Genomic DNA, 18,635 nt, shown 5'->3' on the forward strand with positions numbered 1-18,635 from the left:
CAAGGCCGCCGCTGACGTCGGCAATGGCCAGGATATTGGAATCTTCCCGTAAAAAGGCACCGCCTGTAGTGTCGAAGCCAAACACAATTTCTGAATCAACGACGATGTCTCCCGCGACATCGCCTTGAAGGGCAGCAGCAAGCGTCGTCGCACCGAGATCCAAGCCGGCTTCGCCGCTGGCATTCAGATCCACATCGATGACCGAGGAATCGGTCCATCGGGCTTCCAAGATGGTGGCCGGCAGCGGTGTCCCATCGATGGCGTAGCCGAGCAGAGCATCAATCGTGACCGCGTCGATGATCTCAATGGACGTCCCGTCCGCGTTTGCGTCGGCCGAAGCGTAGTCATCGAGGTAATCGAAGACCGTTTCCAAAGAGTCGCTGAGTAAGGATTCGATCTCGTCACCGATGACGGGGATTTCAGCCAAGTTGTCGGCGAGTTGAGAAGCCTGATCGCCAAGGCGGTCCAAAGCCTCGCCGGCAACACCGGTAATCGATTCGTAGAGTGATTCGGTGTCGAATCCGGATGCGTCCTCAAGCAGTTGAAACTGCCCCGCGTTCACATCGATATCCCATACCCACCGGCCTTCGGCTTCGACATCGGAAGAGAATCCGACATCGACGTTCGCTTTCAGGTTCGCCGATGCCGATCCACGCACGGTTAAATCGCTGGCGTCAACAAACGACGATTGCAGGTCGCTGCTTCGAATACGACCGTCGAGCGAGGACGTCGTCAGCGGAACCGTTGCAAGCAGCCCCAGGTTGGCGGCACCAGTGACCTGGCCGACAGAACCCAGTATTGCATCAGCATCCCCACTGGCGGACACCGACAACGACAGCCCATTGCCCGGCAGCAAATAGAATCCGCCGGTGTCGACACCGAAAGCGACGGTGAAGTACGTCTGGGCTTTCCAGTCCAGGTCTCCCGAGAAGCTTAAGCCGGCAAGCTGGCCGATCGAATTCAGGGCGGTCGCATCCAAAGACGAATCCGCCAGAATCTCTCCCAGAGAAAACGTTCGACTGACACGAATCAAATCCGCGGGTTGACTCGTTGGCAGCGTCGCAAACGTCGCATCATCAACGATGGATTGAATCGTAAAGCCCGCATCAATGAGTGCCGATTCCAAACCTGCCATGTCGGCTGCGTCCGCGACATCGATCGCCTGGACCGACGCCTGTAAAGCACTCCCCAAATCCAACAATGAGTTGAGATCAGGGGAGGCCAGCGGTAGGGCGTCGGCTGGTAGCGAGACCCGCTCGGCGAACTCAGTCAGATGCGCGTCGACAAGGTTGTTGAAACCGGTTTCGAGACTGGTCGCAATGTTGGCCGGGGTCGTCGTCCCAAGGGTTCCCGTGTTCGGAAAGGGCGAGGTGACGTTTGGTTCAGGCGGCGGACTGGTCTCTCCGCCGGTGATTCCAGCACCAAGCACCTGTGCATAGGTAGGAAGAGTGTTTCCTTGATCGTCCGGAATCACATGCTGGATGAAACCGGAACCATTTCGCGAAAGCGAATCGATGACCTCTTGGTGGGCATTGATTCTCCGATACTGCGGGCCGTCGAGTGTGTTGACCTCGAAACGGTGAAAGACTTCGTCGCGGAAGGTCGCGATCGCCGGATTTGATTGAGCCGGCGGACTCATCAAGTGGTGATAGTTGTCCGGTGCTCGTAACTGCGGAAATTGTGCTTCGTCAACCGTGTGCCCCAGCCCCCACAGGTGAGCGAGCTCATGAACAACCGCGTAGGAAACCAGATTTGTGAAGTCTCGCGTCAGTAACTCGTCACCGCCCCAACGGTATTTCCCGTCGACGAAATAGTCAGCGATCGAATCGGCAAAGACGTAGCCGTAAAACTCGTTGTTCTCATTCACCAACGCCTGATTCGCGAATCCAAAATCCAGGCCTGCGGGTGCCGGGTTGTTGGTCCCCACGTAGATGACGTAAGCGTTCTCATCGTCCGATGCTTGCCCACGCTCCAGAATCCGTTCTCCCGCGCCCGGATCAAAACTGCCGGTGACTGTGGGCGTGTAAAGAATTCTTAGATCAAGCGTCGAATCGCGTACGTAGGGCAGCAAGAGTTGCCGGGTTCGGCTGGCGATCCGCTTGGCAGCGAGTTCCGCATCCTTGTGATCAACGACGTTGTTCGAATTGTCGTAGTTCAGAAAACCGGGGGCATCGACGCCCACTTCGCCGGAAAACAGATTGCCGAAATTCCCGGGCGAAATTTCGTTAGCGATGGTATCGGGCGTGAAATCCAGGACCACCGTGTTGGCTAGCACCCGGCGTGCTTCGAGCACTTCGGCCATGGGGCGGCGCAAACGACGCTCCAGGGCCTGCCGGCGGTATTTAGTGTTACTTGAAGTTCTTGGCATCTTTCAATTTCTTCCTCGACGCAACCCCCGCGACGCGATCCACTCCCCCTCTGCAGCCGGGGATACCGAGTTTAAGACCTCGTATCGGGTATTTCAAGGAATCGCGGCTCGATATTCTGCCATTTCAGACGCCATAGGGCCGTTTCCCGTGAACGTTTTGCGACCGAGGAGCCGGCCGAAGACTACTTCAGGATTTCACACTGGCAGAACTTAGCCGAGGCCTCCGAGCATTTCGTTCGCCGACAATGACCGAAAAGGCTCCTCATCTTCTTCGTGAAATTAGACGTAACACCAGCTAGATGCGAAGCGCGTTGGCGATCTCTCTGAAATGCCTACGGTTTTCAACGCGGCAGAGGTACACCGGATGCAGACTGTCGTCAAAACGGCCCCCGAGATGCACCAGAACTGGTCATGGTTAATCAGCATGACGCGATCGGTGATCTTGACCTCCCATTCCCCGTCAAACAGACAAGTTTGTTCCCCAATGCAAAACTGAATCGCCCACTGACGGACAACGGGCTCACCATCATCTTCTGCCACGTCTAGTGCACCTCAAGTCGATCCAAACAACTTGGCGATGCAATCGGTCGCCGCCGCAATCAATCCATCCCGGTGGTTGCCCGATGAGCCTGCATCACCAGAAAACGGCAAGACGTACAGCGTCTTACGGGCCGGAGACGCATGGGATAGCTGGGACGCCCAGCCGAAGCATGAACTCAAACTGTTTGAATCACCTGGCGTATCCACAACGACGGCGACAGCGTGGTCCGACAAGATCACTGGAACGACCGACACTTACGGCCTGATCGTCAGATACGGCTGGAACTACGACCGCACCACCAATGACATCAGATCCCAACTGTTGCTAGACGGCGCTTCGAATGAAACCAGTGGCTTTGACCTGCACCGACATGAACCAAACGACGACGCCGGGAACATTGCTGGTACAGGCACCAACCAAGCGCACGCGTCGACTATGTAACGCTGACCGCCGGCGCACGCACAGTGGCTTTGCAATGGGCTACAGCGCAATCAGGTCAAGAAGCTAGCATCCAGTCGGCCAGCGGTTTAATCAAGCGGGTTAACTAGGCGAACTAGTTTGATTGCGCCGTAGACACCTTGGCCCTGACCGCTTCGCACACGCGTTTGATCCGCTCGTTGTCGAAGCATTCACGGTAGCGTGCTTGAATACTGTGGTCGTCATGCCCCATGATCAAATCCGTGGCATGCGAGTCAAACGGTTCGCCAAGTCGAAGTGGGCGATCGATGTATCCGGCTTCGTATGCATACCGGAGGATCATCTTGATGCAGCGGAGGCGGTTGTTGATAGCCGTCGGTGATAGCCCATCCTTGGCCCACCCGGCCCAGAACTCCGACATGTCGTCGGCTGTGATTGTCTCAACCGCTCTGGCTGTGCCGAAGTGCTCCTTCATGATCTTCGCCGCGTGCTTGCATTGCAGGTAGGTCCGATTGGAAAGCGACCCTTCGTCGACCTTGACCAGCTTCCCGGCTAGCCACCTATTCACCATGAAGTCGACGTTGCACTTTGTCGGATCCTCGTTGCGCAGCTTCCCAGTGACAGCTTTGCGGACGTAGGCGTTGTACTCGGCCAGGGCAACGGCGGAATTATCCAACCGGCCGAAGCAGTGGACTTTGCCGTCGAGCCGCTTCTGCCACTTTCCACTGCCTTTGTGCGGCGTAATGGGGGAACGTCGGGTATGGCTTGCCGACCTGTTCACCTTGCTGCGAACTACCCCGCCGTGTACCCTTCGCCATCGTCAAAGCACCGCCCGATTTCGATGTTCGGATCGTTGATCCGGGCATTTTCGGCATCGACCTACCGGCGTATTAACACTGGCCAAAGCCAGTAGGCCCCAGTAGTCTGGTGGAATCGGGCTTCAGGGCAATTATCCGAAGGCCCGTTTGAGCGCGGAAAACACGGTGTTTTTTTCAAAGGCGCCCATAGCTCAGCTGGATAGAGCATCGGACTTCTAAAGCGTGACCGCCGGAACGCGAAAACCAAGAAAACACCGTCTTTTGCGGTGCGAAACGCGTTTTTCAGAATCAGCCGCAAGCACCAAAAACGGTTGTAAATCGGCCTTGCGGTTGTAGCGGTTGTAGTCGCTTAAAAGCCACCATTTTTAACCCGCCGCAAGACCGCATCCGCCCACCGCTCGCAAACCGCCGTCAGACCGCCGGGAATTGCCGCGTCGATGGCGGCAGGGGTGGAAGTGACCGGTGGGTCCGGTGGTCGTGGTGACTGAACCGATGCTATCACTGATCGCAGTCCTCGCAATCGTGGAAGTGACCGGTGGGTCCGGTGGTCGTGGTGACGACCAAGATAGGGAAAGTCGCAACTTTCCCTACTCCAGTGGAAGTGACCGGTGGGTCCGGTGGTCGTGGTGACAAAAAACAGGTGGTCAAGTTGACCACCTGAATGCGGGTGGAAGTGACCGGTGGGTCCGGTGGTCGTGGTGACCCGACTCCACCATGGTGGAGTCGATGGTTGGCAGCGTGGAAGTGACCGGCGGGGATTGGCGGTCGTGGTCGCGGGACTGGCCCTTGTTACTTTCAGGCAAATTTTCCTGAATGTTGTCTTTCAGGTCTGTTCTCTGGCCCTGCCGTTTCTTCGCTTGGTCGCGGGCTTTGCCTGCGTTAACCGGTGGCAAATTTGCCACCGGTTTTGCCCCAGAAGGACGCCCGCTGTTTTCCTCGTGACGTTTCTTCGCCTGCTCCTCGTAGATGCCACGTGCCCTTGCGACACACATGGATGCTTGCGACGGGGTCAAATGAGGAACCTTGTATATTATACAAAGTTCCTCTTTCTTCCTTTTGGTGTGTGACCGTGCCAGCGGGCCTTGAGGAATTGTTTACATTGTCAACATTTCCTCCTTCTTCGCTTCATGTCGGCGGGCGTGAAATCCTTGTGGGTGAGATGGCGGACGGCTCGCTGAGTCCATAGTTTTGATTCCGACATGCCGGAATCGAATGTCGGCAACAAAGGCCGCACGCTAGCCGCACGAATCAAGTCGTATGCGTGCGACTTCTTAATCCCCAGCGGCATCCGCTCGTTCATGTACTTGTCGAACGACGTGAACCCGGCGTCTTTGTATTCCTGGTCGTTCTTGATCCGCTCCAGAATCACGCCCTGCCGTTTCGCTTACCACCCCCTCAGGCCGCCTGTGCCGCCCCCTAACGCACTTTCCCGCTTTCGTCGCTCCGATGTCGCGTTAGGTCGTCCAGTCGCGGGAGGGTTGAGCGTGAGCGGTCGGTTTCTTGGTGGGTCCGCAAATTTGCGTACGCTGAACCGTTTGACCAGTCGCACAACACGGCGTTACGCTTAGGCTTTTGAAGTAGCGAATGTTTAGGCGTAACAATGGAAAGCTTTGTCGCGACGTTTGAACCGAAACTTGCCAAAAAGATGGACCACTACGTCGGCCTTGCTCCGCAGATATGGGCCGACGCGGACGCGGACTATCAGAGGCTCGCTATCGTTGCTGGCAACTACGCAGGGTATGGCGCGTACTCGGCTCGGTGCCACGAATCCGGCATCATTGAATTTCCGATCGGCAACAAGAAAAGCGTTATCGGACTCAACAATAAGCGACAGCTTGGCGTTGCGGATGGTGCCGACGTTTTGAAGGTCATCGGCGTTTTGCTGCATGAGATTGGCCACCACGTCGTGAACACCGCCAAGCGTGAACCATGGGACGACGTTCAACCGATTGGACCATCAACTCACCTTCGGAGTGATTGGATTTGGGTTTGCTGCACTGCCTGGAATTACTTTCAGGATTCCGCCATTGACCCGCACGACATTGCATCGACGATCCATGACAACCGCGACGAATGGGTCCAGGCGTTGACGCTCTTTTCGCCGTTCTGCAAACCGCCGGCGATTGGCGGACCGCCGACGTGTCAGCATTGTGGAGCCGCCTATCGTGCCAAACGCCGCGATGCCAAGTTTTGCTCCGCTCGATGTCGGGTCGCTGCCATGCGTGCCAAGGCGTAGGCGAAAATCTCATTCTGCTGGCCAAGGAAAAGCGGGCGGAACACGGGCGGTCGTCACCGATGCGAACCGACTTTGAGGCCACCCCCGGCTATGTCCGTGCGTACCTTCCCCCTAATCCCCCACGGGTTTGAAAACGCCGGACTTTTTACGGTGAGCATCGCGATTCCCTTGACCGCATTTTCCATCTGTCCGGCGGAAGGACCCAAAGGCGGGTAGGGGGGTGGTGCATCGCATCGGTTGGTCCATTGTCGCATGTTCGGTGAAGACACAAAAAAAGCCGGACCGCTGCCAAAGCTAACAGCGGTCCGGCCAAGCCCAGCCCCGCGGAAAAGGTTGCAAACGCGGGGTGGGAGACAATCAGCGGGGGTGGGGTCAGTCGATAAAAACGTCCAACCATTCCGCCTCGGCGGTATCGATTGCGTCGTTGTAGGCGTCCAGGTTCTCCCCGTGGATTTCTTCAAGCTTTGGAATGCGTGCCACCTGCTCGTCTACGTACGCCTTCCACGCCGCACGGTCGACGATGGATCGCTGGCCAAATCCGTGGCGTTGAATGAACTTCTTGCCGCTGGTGTTCTCAATGGTGCCGACAAACATCAGGCACTTATCACCATCGTCCAAGACCAAATTCTGACACGCTTCGATGCGGTCCAGCTCGGTGGCTGCTGCCATTGCCTTGGCTCGGTAGGTCTTCGTCGCCGTCCGCTTGATGCGGTTGAACTCAGCCACGCGCCACTTGGGTGCCAGTCCTCGCAAGCTCTCGACCGCCGCGTCCATTTCTTCGGCTCGCTTCGCCGCGATGCGATGGTCTTGTTCAATCTTGGCCAACTCGGACTGTAGGTCGGCGATTTTCTTTTGCAGTTCGGGGGCGCGTTTCTCTCGCACCTTGAACAGGCGAGCGACTTCCGCGTCTTGCTTGTCGCGATCCTGGCGGGTGCCGGCCACCTTGCGTTGTTGGACGATGCGACCGAACCGCCGCAATTCTTTGTCCAGTTCCTTATCGGTGCACCCGAGTGCGTTGCAGCATTCGACGCGTTGTTCAAACGTCAAATCGCCGCCAGACGATGCGACCATCTGTAGGATCTCCTCAGCGGCTTCTAGCTTGGACTTGGTTTCGGTTTTGGTTTTGGTGGTCATTGCATTTCCTCAATCAGTTCGAGAAGCTCAACCAATGCTTCGCAGTGGTGGCGGTAAAGATCGGCCGAAACATTCATTTCCAGGCCCGCGTTCAAAAGCGGCCAGTTTGATCGCTCCAGGCACGCCATCGCGTCCGCCAGCAAGACCGGCACAGCTTTGGCCATCCTGCCGTTGTGCACCCAGTACGCTGGCCGCAGATTGGCCGGTGGTCCGTCCAGGTATTCGTGCGCCTTGTCGACCACCTCGGCGATGCAGAACCATGCGACCGCTTCGGCCGGTGTCTCGGCGGCCGCGACAAACTCGCCACCGTCTTGGAGGCAAACGTAGTGCTTATCCATGGCGACGGCTGCGTCGGCTGTTGGCTTCGATGACGGCGTGTTCCCGCAGTTCGGGATAGGCCCTGTTCGCTTGGCTGACGGCTTTGGATCGTGTCATGCCTTGACTGACCAGATCGGCCACCAGTGCCTTCCACTGGCTGCGTATCGTGTGCGTATCAACCAGATTCGGACGGGTGCCGCTGGCGAATGCGATCGGCTTGTTCCCTCGTGCTTTCGCCTTCGCCGCCGGTGCGGTCCGCTCGGCTTCGTCCGCGTCGTGCTGGTCACGCTCAGCGGTCAACGTTTCGATTCGCTTTTCCAACTCGGCGATGGTTTCGCTTAGCTGGTCGTTCTCGCTGGCCAGACGCTTCATTTCATCCGCGGCGATGGCTTTGACGGTCTTGCCGCGTTCGATGGCAAGAACCAGTCGGTCGGATGTCATACGTGGGAACATCCGCCGAAGCTTCCGAAGGTTTTGTGATTGGCTCACTTACTCAACTCCGTGATGGGTGTGATGCTTCCATCGTATGGCCGCAACATGGACATTCCATGGCCGACTTATCCGAACGGATAACTGCATCAAAAATATCCCTGCCGCGCTCATCGACCGCGTTCGATGCCTTGCCATGATGCCCGCAGACATCACACCGAAAGTACCGCGTCCGCCATCGTCCGACCGTGCGCGTGCTCTGCCGTCGCATCGTGCCGGTGTGGCACTTGGGGCAGGTGTCTAAAGCTCGCATCAGTATTGTTCGCTCAGGATGTCCTCATCGGCGATGCGAAGGACCAGCCGCGTATCTTCGTAATCCAGACGCAATAGCGTCCCCTTCTCGACGCGACGCGATGTCCTGGCGACGAAGATTTGCTCGCCTTCCTTGGTCGTCAGTGGCAAAGCCGCGATGGTGTTGGGGTCGACTTGCGTTCGCTTGGCTTGTGCCCGGCGTTTCGTCCCTGCCATTGCTCAAACTCCGTTCTGTTGTTGGTGGTGGTTCGCGTGTTCAAGTTCGGGGGTGCTGCCAGTGTCGCGGCGGTAGCCAATGAATCCGCCGCAAACCGAACACGTTGTGCGAATCCAACCAGGACGCGATTGAAAGTCGTCGCGCCAGGCGGACCGGTCGTGGTACGTGCAACGCGGCGGTGTCGTTGGTTCGGATGCCGGCGTGTTCAGTGCCGGCGTCACCCAAAGCGATTGAAGGTCGACGGCGGTTGGTGCGTTGTTCATTCGTCGGCGATGGTCTTTAGAGTCAGTCTCAATGGGAACCATTAAGAGAGACTGACTCTCTTATGGTCCCTTATGGGAATGGCGACATCTGGGTGTCGCCTGGGCAGGTATCAAAATGTCGCCTACGTGGCGACATAGCTATGTCGCCTAGGATTTGCTCAAAATGTCGCCTAGGCGTCCGGCGGTGATCGGGGCAGTGAGTCGAGTTTTTCGCGCGACATTGGCAACACTCGGTAGCTTGCCGAACCTTGGCGAAACCCTCCCGTGTTCACTACTACCAGCAGCCCCCGAGCGACCAGGCTTGCGACCGACCGCTCAACGGTTTTGCGATCAATCCCACACCGACCCGCGATGGCTCGCTGGGATACCGTCGCGATCCCTTCGCGGGTGTCGCGGTACAACGCCAGCCACACCAACAACTCGGACCGTCGCAGTTCGCTTGCCGTGAAGTCCACAAACGCATTCAAGACGCGGAAGCGGTCGGCGGTTTGACGCTTCGGCTTGTTCTTTGGGCGGGTCATTCCTCACCCCACAATCCCGCAATCGCATCACGAAGTTGGCGGTGTTCCTCGGTCATCGGCGGTTCGGTCGGTTCGAACGATTGGACCGAGCGGTCGAACGTCAGGTCGCAATCAGTCGGCTGACCGTAGCGGCTTTTCAGTTGCCTCAACGTCACGTCGATAACCGCGTCGTCGGCGTCCTGTTCGGCGTCCTTTGCGGGAACCAGCAGGTAGGCGTCATCGGCCCCGTATTCCAGTTCCGACGACTCCCGAAAGGATGCCAGTGACAAGCCGTCGCCGGCGTAGCTGGTGCGGCCTTTGGCATCCTTTGAACGTCCGACCGCCGACAATGCCAGAACGCAACAACCCGCGTCGGCGAACCGCCGTATCGAATCCATCGTCGCATCGACCGAACCGCGCTTGTCGTCGTGCCGACCGACCGGCCGGATTCGTTGGATGTAATCCAAGACCACCAACTCGGCGTCGATGTCATCCGCCGCCGCCGCGACGTTCTCAAGCGTCATCGGGGCCCGCACAAACACCAGCCGGTCGGCGATGTCGTCGATGAGATCAAAAGCCGCGTCTAGCTTGTCGCGTTGCCGTTCACCTAGTTGGCGACTTTGGATGTAGTCCAGTCCCACACCCGATAAACGGCTCAGTTGCCGCTCTAACAGCCGTTCAGGCGGCATCTCGACATTGCAGACGCAAGCACGCAACGACGCGTCAGCGGTCATTGCAGAGACGACGCACTGCATGGCAAATGCCGTCTTGCCCATGCCGGGTGAACCGCCCAACAAAGAGACGGTCCCCGGACCGAGCCGGACGTGTTCCAATCCCGGCCCGATGTCATATCGGCGCGGCGGTTCGCCGTGCAAAACATCGTCTTGCCAGTCATCGAACAACCGGTCGCACCGGATGAAGTTCGCGGCGGTCATTCCGTAACCCCTTTCGACAATCCATTGTCAATCGCTCGGCGGACATCAGCCGGCGGCAAACCCGAGTCCAAGGCCGATTCAGTCAGCAACGCATGCGCAAGTCGCGGCGGGCAACCAAATTCGGCCAAGTTTGCTGCCGCCGAGTACAACAGCCGGTGTCGGTCGCCTTCGTCCGCACCGTCGCGGATAAACTCCAATGTCGCCAAGTTCAGCTCGGTCCGGTCGTTGTCGCAACACCGGACCGCTTCGGTTTTTCGGTTCGTCTGTTCGCAAGCCGATTGCCAGTCCGCGACCGCTCGTTCGTCGGCCGCTGGTGTTTCTGGCAAGTCGAACGCCAGCGGCTCGGCCGAACGCTCCACAATCGCCGCCGGGCGAACCTGTATCAGCTCATCGACCGTCAGGAACCGCTTGTGACGGCCCGTCTTGCCGTGCCGGCTGTTCGGTGCTCGCAATGGCTGGACGATGTTGTAAATCGCAGTGTCGAGCCGCACGTCGGCCTTCGTGGCGATGTCCTCAGCAACCTGTCGAGCCACCCGTCCGAACACGTCCGACGACGCGGCGGCGAACAGCGATGTCGGTATGCCGACGTGAAAACCTTTTGAACCGCTGAAGAACACCAGCAGCTCCGATTCATCGACTTGGTACCGCTCCAACACCCAAGCGACCAACCGCCGAGCCGAAGCGGTTGCCCGGTCGATGTTGCCGTCGTCGTCGATGTCGGCCCACAAGTACCGCGACCAATGCGGCCCGGTGAACCCGCGAACGTCCAACGTTCCATCCGGTCGGACCACCCGCGACCGAATCGCATCGCCGTATTGGAAAGGCGACAAGAAACCTTCCCGGTCAATTTGTGCTAGGTCATCGCAATCCGCATAGGCCGCGAACGCTCGGTCATAATCAACCAAACGACGCTCGCGGCTACACGGTCCCACAATGCGATACCCCAGCGGCATCGCATTGATCATTAGAACGTCTCCCCGCTTTCGGGTGCGTTCTCACTGCCGCCGTCCGGTGCGAACGCATCCGGTTCCGGGGTGATGACTTCAACAACCTCGAAACGACGCACGCGGTTCCCTTCGTTGCCGTCATCGTCGCGGCGGATTGCCAGTTTGACGTTGCAGCGGAACACAGCCGGCAACGGCCGTTCAAGTTGTTCCAGGTCAGTCACGCCCAGCTTTGAAAGGTCGCGTTTTGTTCGCGACATTGCGGCCTCGGTGAACCAGCATTCATGCCAGAACCGGCCGCCGGTGTGTTCACCTTCGGCCACCTCGAACGTCAGCCGGTATCCCGGCGTCCCTTTGGTTCGGCTTTCGATGGCCTCACCCGCCACAATGTCGGCGACGTATTCGCCTTTGGGTAGCACGTCATTGTCGGCGGCGGCGGCTGTGGTGTCCCAAGCCGATTTTATGCTGTCCAAGCTGCCTTGCTGGCGTAAGATACTAGATAGCTTTCCCATTTTTGATTCCCTTTGATGGGGTGCTAAGAAACGGCGAAGACGTCCGACCGTCTTTGCCAAGAAAAAACCGAAACGGCTGGGGTCGGTTGGATGGCTGACCCTGGCCGTTTTTTCATACCCACTGACGTTTGGGTTTGACGGCTGGCTTGGACCGTTGCGGCTTGGGGCCGGGTTGTGATTGTTCGGTCCGCCGGCGAATGAAGTCTTCTAGCGCGGCTTGGCTTATCCGCCACTTGCGGCGTCGTTGTCCTTTGCCGATCGACATGCCTTCGATTTCGCCTTTGGCAATCAGCGAACGTGCGGACTCCTTATGAATCCGCAAGATGTCGGCGACTTCCTCAACGGTGTAGAAGTTCAGACTGTGCATGAAAAAACCTCGCTCTCGTGTATGCCGCGTGCGGTTGCTTGCGGCTGACAGGAGCAAGGTTTGCAGGTCGGGTGCGGTCGCTGAAGATGCTTTTCCGGCGGCCGATATAGATGAAACGTTTTCGATACGTTTGAAACGTTTTCGATACGTTTTTAGCTGTACCGGTCGACTGCTTTCGGTTTCAGATAGGTCGATAACAAGTTCCGGCGGACGTACCAATCGTATTGAGTGCTCGCAGGTTTCAGTTCCCTGCGGATGCCGGGGTGTGCATCATCATCCGCCAGACGACAGCGTGTGGCCCTGCCGCCGGCGATGTCGCCCGCTTTGACTCTCACCCAGTCTGGCTCGACGCCACGCCGTCGCATGGCCGCCGCGACGTAGCGGTCAAATTCCGATGCGTCCATGTCGGCCAATTCGTTTACCGTAAGCCCGGTTTCGTGATGCATCTCAATCAAGATTCGCTCGAAAGCATCGTCGCCGTCGGCAACTGCCAATTGCTTCTGGATTCGGTCCCGAATAAACGCCGAAGATAGTACCCTCTCAGCAGACGCCACCAGTTTTGGGTGTTCCCTGTTGAACCACGCGTCCCTTTCTTTCTCCGACATACGGCGGATATCGGACAGGGATAGCGAATCGGGGTTGTCCAGTTTCTTCGGCATCACGCACCACCTTTCGCCGACCGCTTCGGCTTGCCGTCGCGGAACCATTTGCGGACGTGCTGGCAGACCGCTTTCACCCGCTGGGGGTCGATGCCTTCGCGATAGACCGCCGCCATCGAATCGTCGACGTGTCCCATGACATAGTTGACCGCCACTTGGTCGCGTGAATCGCCGGCGACGGTTTCAAACGTGTGACGCAAGGCATAGAAACCGACCCCCGGCTTGTGACAGCCGGCTTTCACCGCGACTTTGCGAAACGCTTGGGATACCGCGTCACCTTTGCCCGATTCTTGGTACCACGGTTGCCGGCGTTTTGTGATGAAGACGTGATCCCGCAGTGACGGTGGTGCGTGATCGTAGCGATGGGCGATTGCCTCTTTGACCGCTGACACGGTTTCGGGCCACAGCCACGCCGCACGTTGAATCGCCGTCTTGGTTCGCAGGCCTTCCAACCAGTTCCGGCGAAAGTCGATCATGGGGACCGTCAGACGGCCACAGTCGGCGTTTCCGTAGCCGGCGTTCAACCCCAGCAGGATCATCGCCCGCAGTTGCACGTCGGCGTGGGCAAGCATCTGGTGGACATCCTCGGCCGAGTACAGTTTCTTCGGCTTCGCCGCTCGTTCCAATCGTTGGCGCTTTACGCTGACGCGTTTGAAGTTCGGCCCTCGGCGAATCGGCTTGTCGACCAGTTCGGTTTCATAGGCGAAGTTCAGAACGGCACTGACGCGTGCGATCTCGTTGTTGATACGCGTCGATCCCCATGATTGGGGAAAGCTCCGGCGGTACCTTTGAAAGTCCGCAACTTGCAGCGACGACAACAAACGCCCCTTGCCGAAGAATCCCGCCAGTTGTTCACACGCGCGACGGTAATCGTCAAACGTCTTCTGTGTCAGGTCGCCGGCTTGCAGCTGGTCGTCTTTCGCATCCAAAAACGCGTTGACCATCAGGCCAATGTCAGCCCCGGCGTTCTCTTGATTCCGGTCGCCGCCGGCCATCAGTTGGTCGCGAACCGCTAACCATTCTTGCAAGGCACCGTCGGGGTCGGACCATTCGCCGAAGTAGTGAATCCGGCCACGGACCTTCTTGCACCATTTGCCCGACGCGTGGGCAGTGAGGGGGAAACCGTCGTAGGGTTTCGCCGGCTTTTGCGGCTTCGCTTTCCGGCCGCGTTTTCGTAGACTGCTCGCAGTCATCGCCAATGCTCCTGTTCAGCATGGGTGGTGATGCCCTGGCTGACTTTGCCGAGTCAGTCAGGGCGTTTTGCTGGCCCAATTCTACCGCTGGTTGTAGTGCGGTTGTAGTCGCCACAAAACAAACGCGTCGCGCCCATAGCTCAGCTGGATAGAGCATCGGACTTCTAATCCGACGGTCGCAGGTTCGAATCCTGCTGGGCGTGCTGGTTGGGGCAGAGTTTTGCGGTGAGATGAATTGACCGCGTTTTCACTCAGTCGTCGCCGCGTTGATTTGATTCCGGTGGATCCGCATCGTCAAAGGCGCTTTGCCAAATTCGGCGAATCAAATTCAATCGGCGCTCGACGCTTCGCCGCGAGCATTCCATTCGCGCCGCGATTTCGTCGACGCTGTAGCCTTCGATGCGAAGGATTGCCACCATCTGCAGCTTCTGGTCGTCCAGCATGTCGAACAGAGTTTCGCAATCGCTGACGAAATGCGCCTTGCTGACGTGACACGGGGTCTGATCGGCCACTTGTTCGATCCCGGGCGACACCGATGAATCGTCATCCGATTTAAAGATGGATTCACCGGCGACTTTGCCGCCGCCACGTTTCTGACGGTTCTGGTGTCGAATGTAGCCCTGTGCCTTGCGTCCGGCGATGCAAAACAGCAACTTCCACAGTTCGTCGCGCCCCTTGATATCGCCAAACGCACCGCCGGCCGCGCCCAAGCAAAAACTCTTGAATGCCGACAATGCCACGTCTTCTTCGTCCAGAACGCGCCGCATGTGTTCTGGCAGGCGGCCGCGGCAGTAGTTCAGCAAACGTGGAAAGCAATGACTCCACAGTTCCGCAGCGGCGTCCGGATCGCCGTCTTCGACGCTACGGATTATGGCGGTGATGTCGTGCGTGTCGGACAAGTGGCAGAGAGCGAACGTTGGGGGGATGGTGAAGACGACGGCTGGCACAAATGCCTTTCTGAATCCGGATGATTCGAACGACGCCCCAAGTTAGCCCAAGGTTGTTGCATTGCCCCAATGACTGGACCGCCAAGACCCAGTCGCGTTGGGCAAACAATGCCTAGCGATTACTCAGCTCGCTGATCTTCCGCAATCACTGCATCGGCCTGTTCCGCCAGCATTCGGTAATCGGAGCGTGTGTGACCGACCTTGAATTTGTAAGCCTTTGCACGACGCAAGTAGTCTACTGCGGCATCCGGGTCCTGGTCTACGCGGGCCAAGGCTTCGATCGTCAAACGAACCGCAGAAGGCGTTTGGCTTTCACACATTTTCAACAAATCAATCGCTTCGGTGTGACGATCACAGCGGATCAGCGCCAACGCACGCGCGTTGATCCACTCGGAATCCAACTGACGGAGCGATGCTCGGTCGCCGGTAATATGATCCGTCGATTTCAACAGAAGGTCCGGGGACGTTTCGGGCAATAGAGCCGACCAATAGGCGATGGATCGGCGGTATTTCTGCGAATCCGGGTGGGCATCCAGCCACAAAGACCACTGTTTCAACATCCGCTGAAGTTCGGGGCGAGCAATCCGCAAAACCATCGTCGGATCATTCGGAACGTCTAGGCTGGATTGAGCGTTTGCAATTCGAATTCGCACATCGATCAGCGATTCAAGCGCGTCGGTGTACGATTCCATGTAGACCTCCACATCGGGATGCTCGTCCGTCAAACGCTTGTATTGTTCCGCCGAGAGGATCAGGAATTGTTCACAGTCGTCGGCGTTTTTCAGGCGAGTTAACGAGAAGGTTGCGAAGTTTCCGTAGATCAACGCCAATGACCATCGCGAATCAACGTCCAGCGGGTTTTCGCGAACCACCTTTTCGTGCGACCGGATCGAATCGCGGAACATGGATTCCGCTTGGGGGATGTCGCCGGTGTGGGTTAGTGACATCGCCAAATTCATCTGGAACGTGGCCAAGCCATGGCACCAGTCTACTCGCGATGGCTGTAGCTGGACCGCCTGTTCCTGCAGATCCACCGCCATTTGGAAGTGTTTTCGGCAATCTTTCCATTGGCCGCGTCCCCAACCGCAATACGCCCCATAGTTGGATTGAATCCGTGCGAGTTTTGTCGCATACCCACCGTTGTCCGGGTTCGCTTGTTGAATTGGCGTGGCGATTTGGATCGCTTTCTGGAACAGCGTTTGGCACGGGTCACGGTCTTTCAAACGGTGATAGATCAGTGCCAATAACCCCGTGTGAGTGGCGTAACGGAAGTGATCATCGTCGTTCCCGCGAATGTCCATCAAGGTCCGTGCCAGTTCGCGTGACGATCGAGCAATCGGAAGAGCTTGTTGGTCGCGCCAGCTTTGTGATAACGCTCGGACCTTCAACGCATAGGCATCGGTCTTGCACGCGAGGTAGGTGGGATTACCGGGGTCATCGGCAAGCAATTGCTCGCAGATCCGGATGGCTTGATCGGCGTGATGTTCCAGCTTTTCACCGCCGGGGGAAAGCAGATACATCACTTCGCCCAGACGTCGATGCGTTTGGGCAATCTTGAAGCGAAACTCCGGCGTCTGTTTCGACCCGGCTTCCAAGTCTTCGTAATAGTCGACGGCTTTCTGCATCAGGTCGCGACGAATGGCCTGTGCACCGGCGGTGCGAGTCAACACACCGTTGTCATCGGCAACCCGAGTCAGAAATTCATCCACAACCGATTGCGCCTCGTCAAACCTCTGGTCCGCCAACGCCAGCGCATCGGAAGTCTCCTGGCCGGCGCGAACGGCTTCACGACGCTGCCAGATGGCGACGCCCGCGCCGATGATTGAAATCACCGCCACGACCAATGCGGTTCGCGTTTGCAGTTGTCGTCGTTTGCGATCTTCACTGCTGCGCACGCTGGCTTCACGCTGCTGTATTTCAGCAAGGCGGGCACGTTTTTCCACGCCGGTCAGATGATCGGTGATGGCGTTGGAAACGATGCCCGCGTCGGCGGGTCGCAATTCCGGGGCCGTGCTAAGACAATTTTCGCAAAGCGTTTTCAATTCCGGATGAGCGTCACTGTTGTGCAGCGTCGCAAGCGCCGAATCGAATTGCCCCAGCGTCGTCCGCTGAAGCGATTCGATCACCGAGCATCCGTGATGTAACCTTCGCCGCGTTAAGATTTCGAACAGAATCGCGCCCAAAGCAAAGACGTCGCTGCGCGCGTCCAGCGTTTTGATTTCGCCCCGTGCTTGTTCGGGCGACATGTAGGCAGGTGTGCCCAGAACGTCCCCGTTGGCTGTCAGACTTTGTTGCAAGTCATCCCAGGATTCATCGTTGACGCGGGGTGTCGTGTCGTCATCGGATTGGGCGGATTGCAGCGACGAGTGTTGGCGATCCGAGTCGTGTTGCGTGGTTGATGTTTCCAGCGTCGATTCGGCTGACGGCTTTGCCATTCCCCAATCCATCACTTGGACTTCGCCGAACGCGCCGACCATGACGTTTTGAGGTTTCAAATCGCGGTGGATCACGCCTTGAGCGTGTGCATACGCGACGGTCTGAGCCAACTGTTCAAAGATGCCCAGGCAACGTGTCAATTCATCGCTGGAATCAGATCTATTTTTCAGAATGTCGGCGAACGTTTCTCCGCCGACCAATTTCATGGTGAAGAAGGGACGGCCGTCTTCCAGCACACCGTGGTCATAGATTGGTGGAATGCCGGGATGCTGCAGCCGCCCGGTCAGCAACGCCTCGCGATTCATCCGCAGCGTGGCAGCCGAGCTGTTTTCCAGCGGACCGCGCAACAGCTTGAGTGCCAGCGTCCGTTGGCCGACCCAATCTTCGACTTTCCAGACGTCACCGTTTCCGCCACGACCGATACGCTGGATGAATCGATAGCGTGTGGAAAGCGGTTTGGGTTCTGCGACTTGAACCTGACCGCGGACCAAGTCACGAAGTTCCGAATGGTCGATCGCGATTCCGGGCTGGGCACAAAGCGACCGATAGTCTTCGGCGTGAGGCGTTTCACCTCGGCTGGCTCGCAGTTCCGCGTCCAGCCCCACTAATTCTCGAGCCAAAGCCGGTCGCTCGCGGTCGCTGGCAAGCTGCAGAAACTGCTGGATACGTTGCGGCTGAGGCAGTGATTCGTATTCACTGCACCACTGCTCAATCCGTCGCAGCGATTCGATCGACAACGCGTCGGCGTTGGGTGGCATTGGCGGCATGACGGAGATGAGGAAACGGCAGGAAAGCGAAATCCGTTTCCATGTTGTCATCCTAGACCGTTACCCGCCAGCAAACTTCAAGTTTCAGCGCGATGCACCGGTGCCGGGGACGTTGGACACGGCTGTTTGAAGGCCCCCATGGGTGTGTCTGTATACCGGGCAAGACAAAGGGTGGCTGTTTGGCGGGTTTCACGACTAGTTCTACACAAGCTTACTGGCGACGGAGTCTCACAGGCCGTCGCATCACGCTTGTCCGACCAGTATCTGGTGCCCTGATTCATGCCGCGACACGAACCATCCGCCCGACGTCGACGAGTGTCGA

General features: G+C 57.9%; 19 protein-coding genes and 1 tRNA gene (1 of these 20 running past the window's edge). 3 read left to right on the forward strand and 17 right to left on the reverse strand.

The features are described 5' to 3' along the window. On the reverse strand, positions 1-2,368 hold the 5' portion of the coding sequence (locus Mal65_RS13920) for a right-handed parallel beta-helix repeat-containing protein (protein WP_145298634.1). Its footprint begins 24,941 nt before the window's first position; 2,368 of the gene's 27,309 nt are visible here — the first part of the coding sequence; it begins with the start codon at positions 2,366-2,368; its stop codon lies off the left edge, out of view. A 577-nt stretch (positions 2,369-2,945) separates the two neighbouring features. Between Mal65_RS13920 and Mal65_RS13925 the strand changes: the two genes are divergently transcribed. Then, positions 2,946-3,350, forward strand: a complete 405-nt coding sequence (locus Mal65_RS13925) for a hypothetical protein (RefSeq protein ID WP_165701264.1) — start codon at positions 2,946-2,948, stop codon at positions 3,348-3,350. Positions 3,351-3,462: 112 nt separating this feature from the next. Here the strand turns inward: Mal65_RS13925 and Mal65_RS13930 are convergent, their stop codons facing one another. After that, on the reverse strand, positions 3,463-4,107 hold the full coding sequence (locus Mal65_RS13930; RefSeq protein ID WP_165701265.1) for a site-specific integrase: 645 nt from the start codon (positions 4,105-4,107) through the stop codon (positions 3,463-3,465). Positions 4,108-5,246: 1,139 nt separating this feature from the next. Next, positions 5,247-5,513, reverse strand: coding sequence for a hypothetical protein (locus tag Mal65_RS13935; protein WP_145298643.1), 267 nt, complete (start codon positions 5,511-5,513; stop codon positions 5,247-5,249). A gap of 231 nt (positions 5,514-5,744) precedes the next feature. On the opposite strand from Mal65_RS13935, the gene Mal65_RS13940 reads away from it, so the two are divergent. Then, positions 5,745-6,380, forward strand: a complete 636-nt coding sequence (locus Mal65_RS13940) for a hypothetical protein (protein WP_145298646.1) — start codon at positions 5,745-5,747, stop codon at positions 6,378-6,380. A gap of 372 nt (positions 6,381-6,752) precedes the next feature. Here Mal65_RS13940 and Mal65_RS13945 read toward each other — a convergent pair whose 3' ends face one another. The 12 genes from Mal65_RS13945 to Mal65_RS14000 all read right to left on the reverse strand — a co-directional run bounded on the left by Mal65_RS13945 (position 6,753) and on the right by Mal65_RS14000 (position 14,163). Beyond that, positions 6,753-7,514 carry a hypothetical protein gene (locus tag Mal65_RS13945; protein ID WP_145298649.1) on the reverse strand — a complete coding sequence of 254 codons (762 nt, stop codon included), beginning with the start codon at positions 7,512-7,514 and terminating at the stop codon, positions 6,753-6,755. After that, positions 7,511-7,852 (reverse strand): hypothetical protein, encoded by a 342-nt coding sequence (locus Mal65_RS13950; protein WP_145298651.1) that lies wholly within the window; start codon positions 7,850-7,852, stop codon positions 7,511-7,513. The genes Mal65_RS13945 and Mal65_RS13950 overlap by 4 nt, the downstream gene beginning before the upstream one ends. Beyond that, a complete protein-coding gene (locus Mal65_RS13955) occupies positions 7,845-8,273 on the reverse strand; it encodes a hypothetical protein (protein WP_145298654.1) in 429 nt (142 codons plus the stop codon). The genes Mal65_RS13950 and Mal65_RS13955 overlap by 8 nt, the downstream gene beginning before the upstream one ends. A 300-nt stretch (positions 8,274-8,573) precedes the next feature. Further along, complete coding sequence (locus tag Mal65_RS13960; RefSeq protein ID WP_145298656.1) at positions 8,574-8,789, reverse strand: hypothetical protein; 216 nt, start codon at positions 8,787-8,789, stop codon at positions 8,574-8,576. A gap of 3 nt (positions 8,790-8,792) precedes the next feature. Further along, complete coding sequence (locus Mal65_RS27190; protein ID WP_231131134.1) at positions 8,793-9,053, reverse strand: hypothetical protein; 261 nt, start codon at positions 9,051-9,053, stop codon at positions 8,793-8,795. 170 nt (positions 9,054-9,223) lie between these two features. After that, positions 9,224-9,574 carry a helix-turn-helix domain-containing protein gene (locus Mal65_RS13970; RefSeq protein WP_145298659.1) on the reverse strand — a complete coding sequence of 117 codons (351 nt, stop codon included), beginning with the start codon at positions 9,572-9,574 and terminating at the stop codon, positions 9,224-9,226. Next, the gene (locus tag Mal65_RS13975) at positions 9,571-10,488 is read right to left on the reverse strand and encodes a DnaB-like helicase C-terminal domain-containing protein (RefSeq protein ID WP_145298662.1); all 918 of its coding nucleotides are present in this window, start codon (positions 10,486-10,488) and stop codon (positions 9,571-9,573) included. The genes Mal65_RS13970 and Mal65_RS13975 overlap by 4 nt, the downstream gene beginning before the upstream one ends. Beyond that, positions 10,485-11,453 carry a DNA primase gene (locus Mal65_RS13980; protein ID WP_145298665.1) on the reverse strand — a complete coding sequence of 323 codons (969 nt, stop codon included), beginning with the start codon at positions 11,451-11,453 and terminating at the stop codon, positions 10,485-10,487. The genes Mal65_RS13975 and Mal65_RS13980 overlap by 4 nt, the downstream gene beginning before the upstream one ends. Then, positions 11,453-11,944 (reverse strand): DUF669 domain-containing protein, encoded by a 492-nt coding sequence (locus Mal65_RS13985; RefSeq protein WP_196784153.1) that lies wholly within the window; start codon positions 11,942-11,944, stop codon positions 11,453-11,455. The genes Mal65_RS13980 and Mal65_RS13985 overlap by 1 nt, the downstream gene beginning before the upstream one ends. 112 nt (positions 11,945-12,056) lie before the next feature. Continuing rightward, the gene (locus tag Mal65_RS13990) at positions 12,057-12,311 is read right to left on the reverse strand and encodes a helix-turn-helix domain-containing protein (RefSeq protein WP_145298667.1); all 255 of its coding nucleotides are present in this window, start codon (positions 12,309-12,311) and stop codon (positions 12,057-12,059) included. A 152-nt stretch (positions 12,312-12,463) separates the two neighbouring features. After that, entirely contained in the window at positions 12,464-12,970 is a 507-nt protein-coding gene (locus tag Mal65_RS13995; RefSeq protein WP_165701266.1) for a hypothetical protein, read from the reverse strand. After that, positions 12,970-14,163 carry a tyrosine-type recombinase/integrase gene (locus Mal65_RS14000; RefSeq protein ID WP_145298673.1) on the reverse strand — a complete coding sequence of 398 codons (1,194 nt, stop codon included), beginning with the start codon at positions 14,161-14,163 and terminating at the stop codon, positions 12,970-12,972. Before Mal65_RS14000 ends, Mal65_RS13995 begins: the two co-directional genes overlap by 1 nt. Before the next feature lie 129 nt (positions 14,164-14,292). On the opposite strand from Mal65_RS14000, the gene Mal65_RS14005 reads away from it, so the two are divergent. Next, positions 14,293-14,366 (forward strand) — tRNA-Arg (locus tag Mal65_RS14005). A gap of 48 nt (positions 14,367-14,414) precedes the next feature. On the opposite strand, the gene Mal65_RS14010 is transcribed toward Mal65_RS14005, so the two are convergent. Both Mal65_RS14010 and Mal65_RS27380 read right to left on the reverse strand, forming a co-directional pair. Further along, positions 14,415-15,062 (reverse strand): ECF-type sigma factor, encoded by a 648-nt coding sequence (locus Mal65_RS14010; protein WP_196784154.1) that lies wholly within the window; start codon positions 15,060-15,062, stop codon positions 14,415-14,417. A gap of 167 nt (positions 15,063-15,229) precedes the next feature. After that, positions 15,230-18,304: a protein kinase domain-containing protein gene (locus Mal65_RS27380; protein ID WP_165701267.1), complete on the reverse strand. Its 3,075-nt coding sequence runs from the start codon at positions 18,302-18,304 to the stop codon at positions 15,230-15,232. Positions 18,305-18,635: the final 331 nt, after the last annotated feature.

Source organism: Crateriforma conspicua (genome assembly GCF_007752935.1).
Taxonomy (GTDB): domain Bacteria; phylum Planctomycetota; class Planctomycetia; order Pirellulales; family Pirellulaceae; genus Crateriforma; species Crateriforma conspicua.

Coding starts and splice junctions, on each gene's coding strand:
- Mal65_RS13955 (WP_145298654.1), bottom strand. CDS start 8,273: ATGACATCCGACCGACTGGTTCTTGCCATCGAACGCGGCAAGACCGTC.
- Mal65_RS13925 (WP_165701264.1), top strand. CDS start 2,946: ATGCAATCGGTCGCCGCCGCAATCAATCCATCCCGGTGGTTGCCCGAT.
- Mal65_RS13995 (WP_165701266.1), bottom strand. CDS start 12,970: ATGCCGAAGAAACTGGACAACCCCGATTCGCTATCCCTGTCCGATATC.
- Mal65_RS13975 (WP_145298662.1), bottom strand. CDS start 10,488: ATGACCGCCGCGAACTTCATCCGGTGCGACCGGTTGTTCGATGACTGG.
- Mal65_RS13960 (WP_145298656.1), bottom strand. CDS start 8,789: ATGGCAGGGACGAAACGCCGGGCACAAGCCAAGCGAACGCAAGTCGAC.
- Mal65_RS14000 (WP_145298673.1), bottom strand. CDS start 14,163: ATGACTGCGAGCAGTCTACGAAAACGCGGCCGGAAAGCGAAGCCGCAA.
- Mal65_RS27190 (WP_231131134.1), bottom strand. CDS start 9,053: ATGAACAACGCACCAACCGCCGTCGACCTTCAATCGCTTTGGGTGACG.
- Mal65_RS13940 (WP_145298646.1), top strand. CDS start 5,745: ATGGAAAGCTTTGTCGCGACGTTTGAACCGAAACTTGCCAAAAAGATG.
- Mal65_RS13990 (WP_145298667.1), bottom strand. CDS start 12,311: ATGCACAGTCTGAACTTCTACACCGTTGAGGAAGTCGCCGACATCTTG.
- Mal65_RS27380 (WP_165701267.1), bottom strand. CDS start 18,304: ATGCCACCCAACGCCGACGCGTTGTCGATCGAATCGCTGCGACGGATT.
- Mal65_RS13985 (WP_196784153.1), bottom strand. CDS start 11,944: ATGGGAAAGCTATCTAGTATCTTACGCCAGCAAGGCAGCTTGGACAGC.
- Mal65_RS13950 (WP_145298651.1), bottom strand. CDS start 7,852: ATGGATAAGCACTACGTTTGCCTCCAAGACGGTGGCGAGTTTGTCGCG.
- Mal65_RS13970 (WP_145298659.1), bottom strand. CDS start 9,574: ATGACCCGCCCAAAGAACAAGCCGAAGCGTCAAACCGCCGACCGCTTC.
- Mal65_RS13980 (WP_145298665.1), bottom strand. CDS start 11,453: ATGATCAATGCGATGCCGCTGGGGTATCGCATTGTGGGACCGTGTAGC.
- Mal65_RS13945 (WP_145298649.1), bottom strand. CDS start 7,514: ATGACCACCAAAACCAAAACCGAAACCAAGTCCAAGCTAGAAGCCGCT.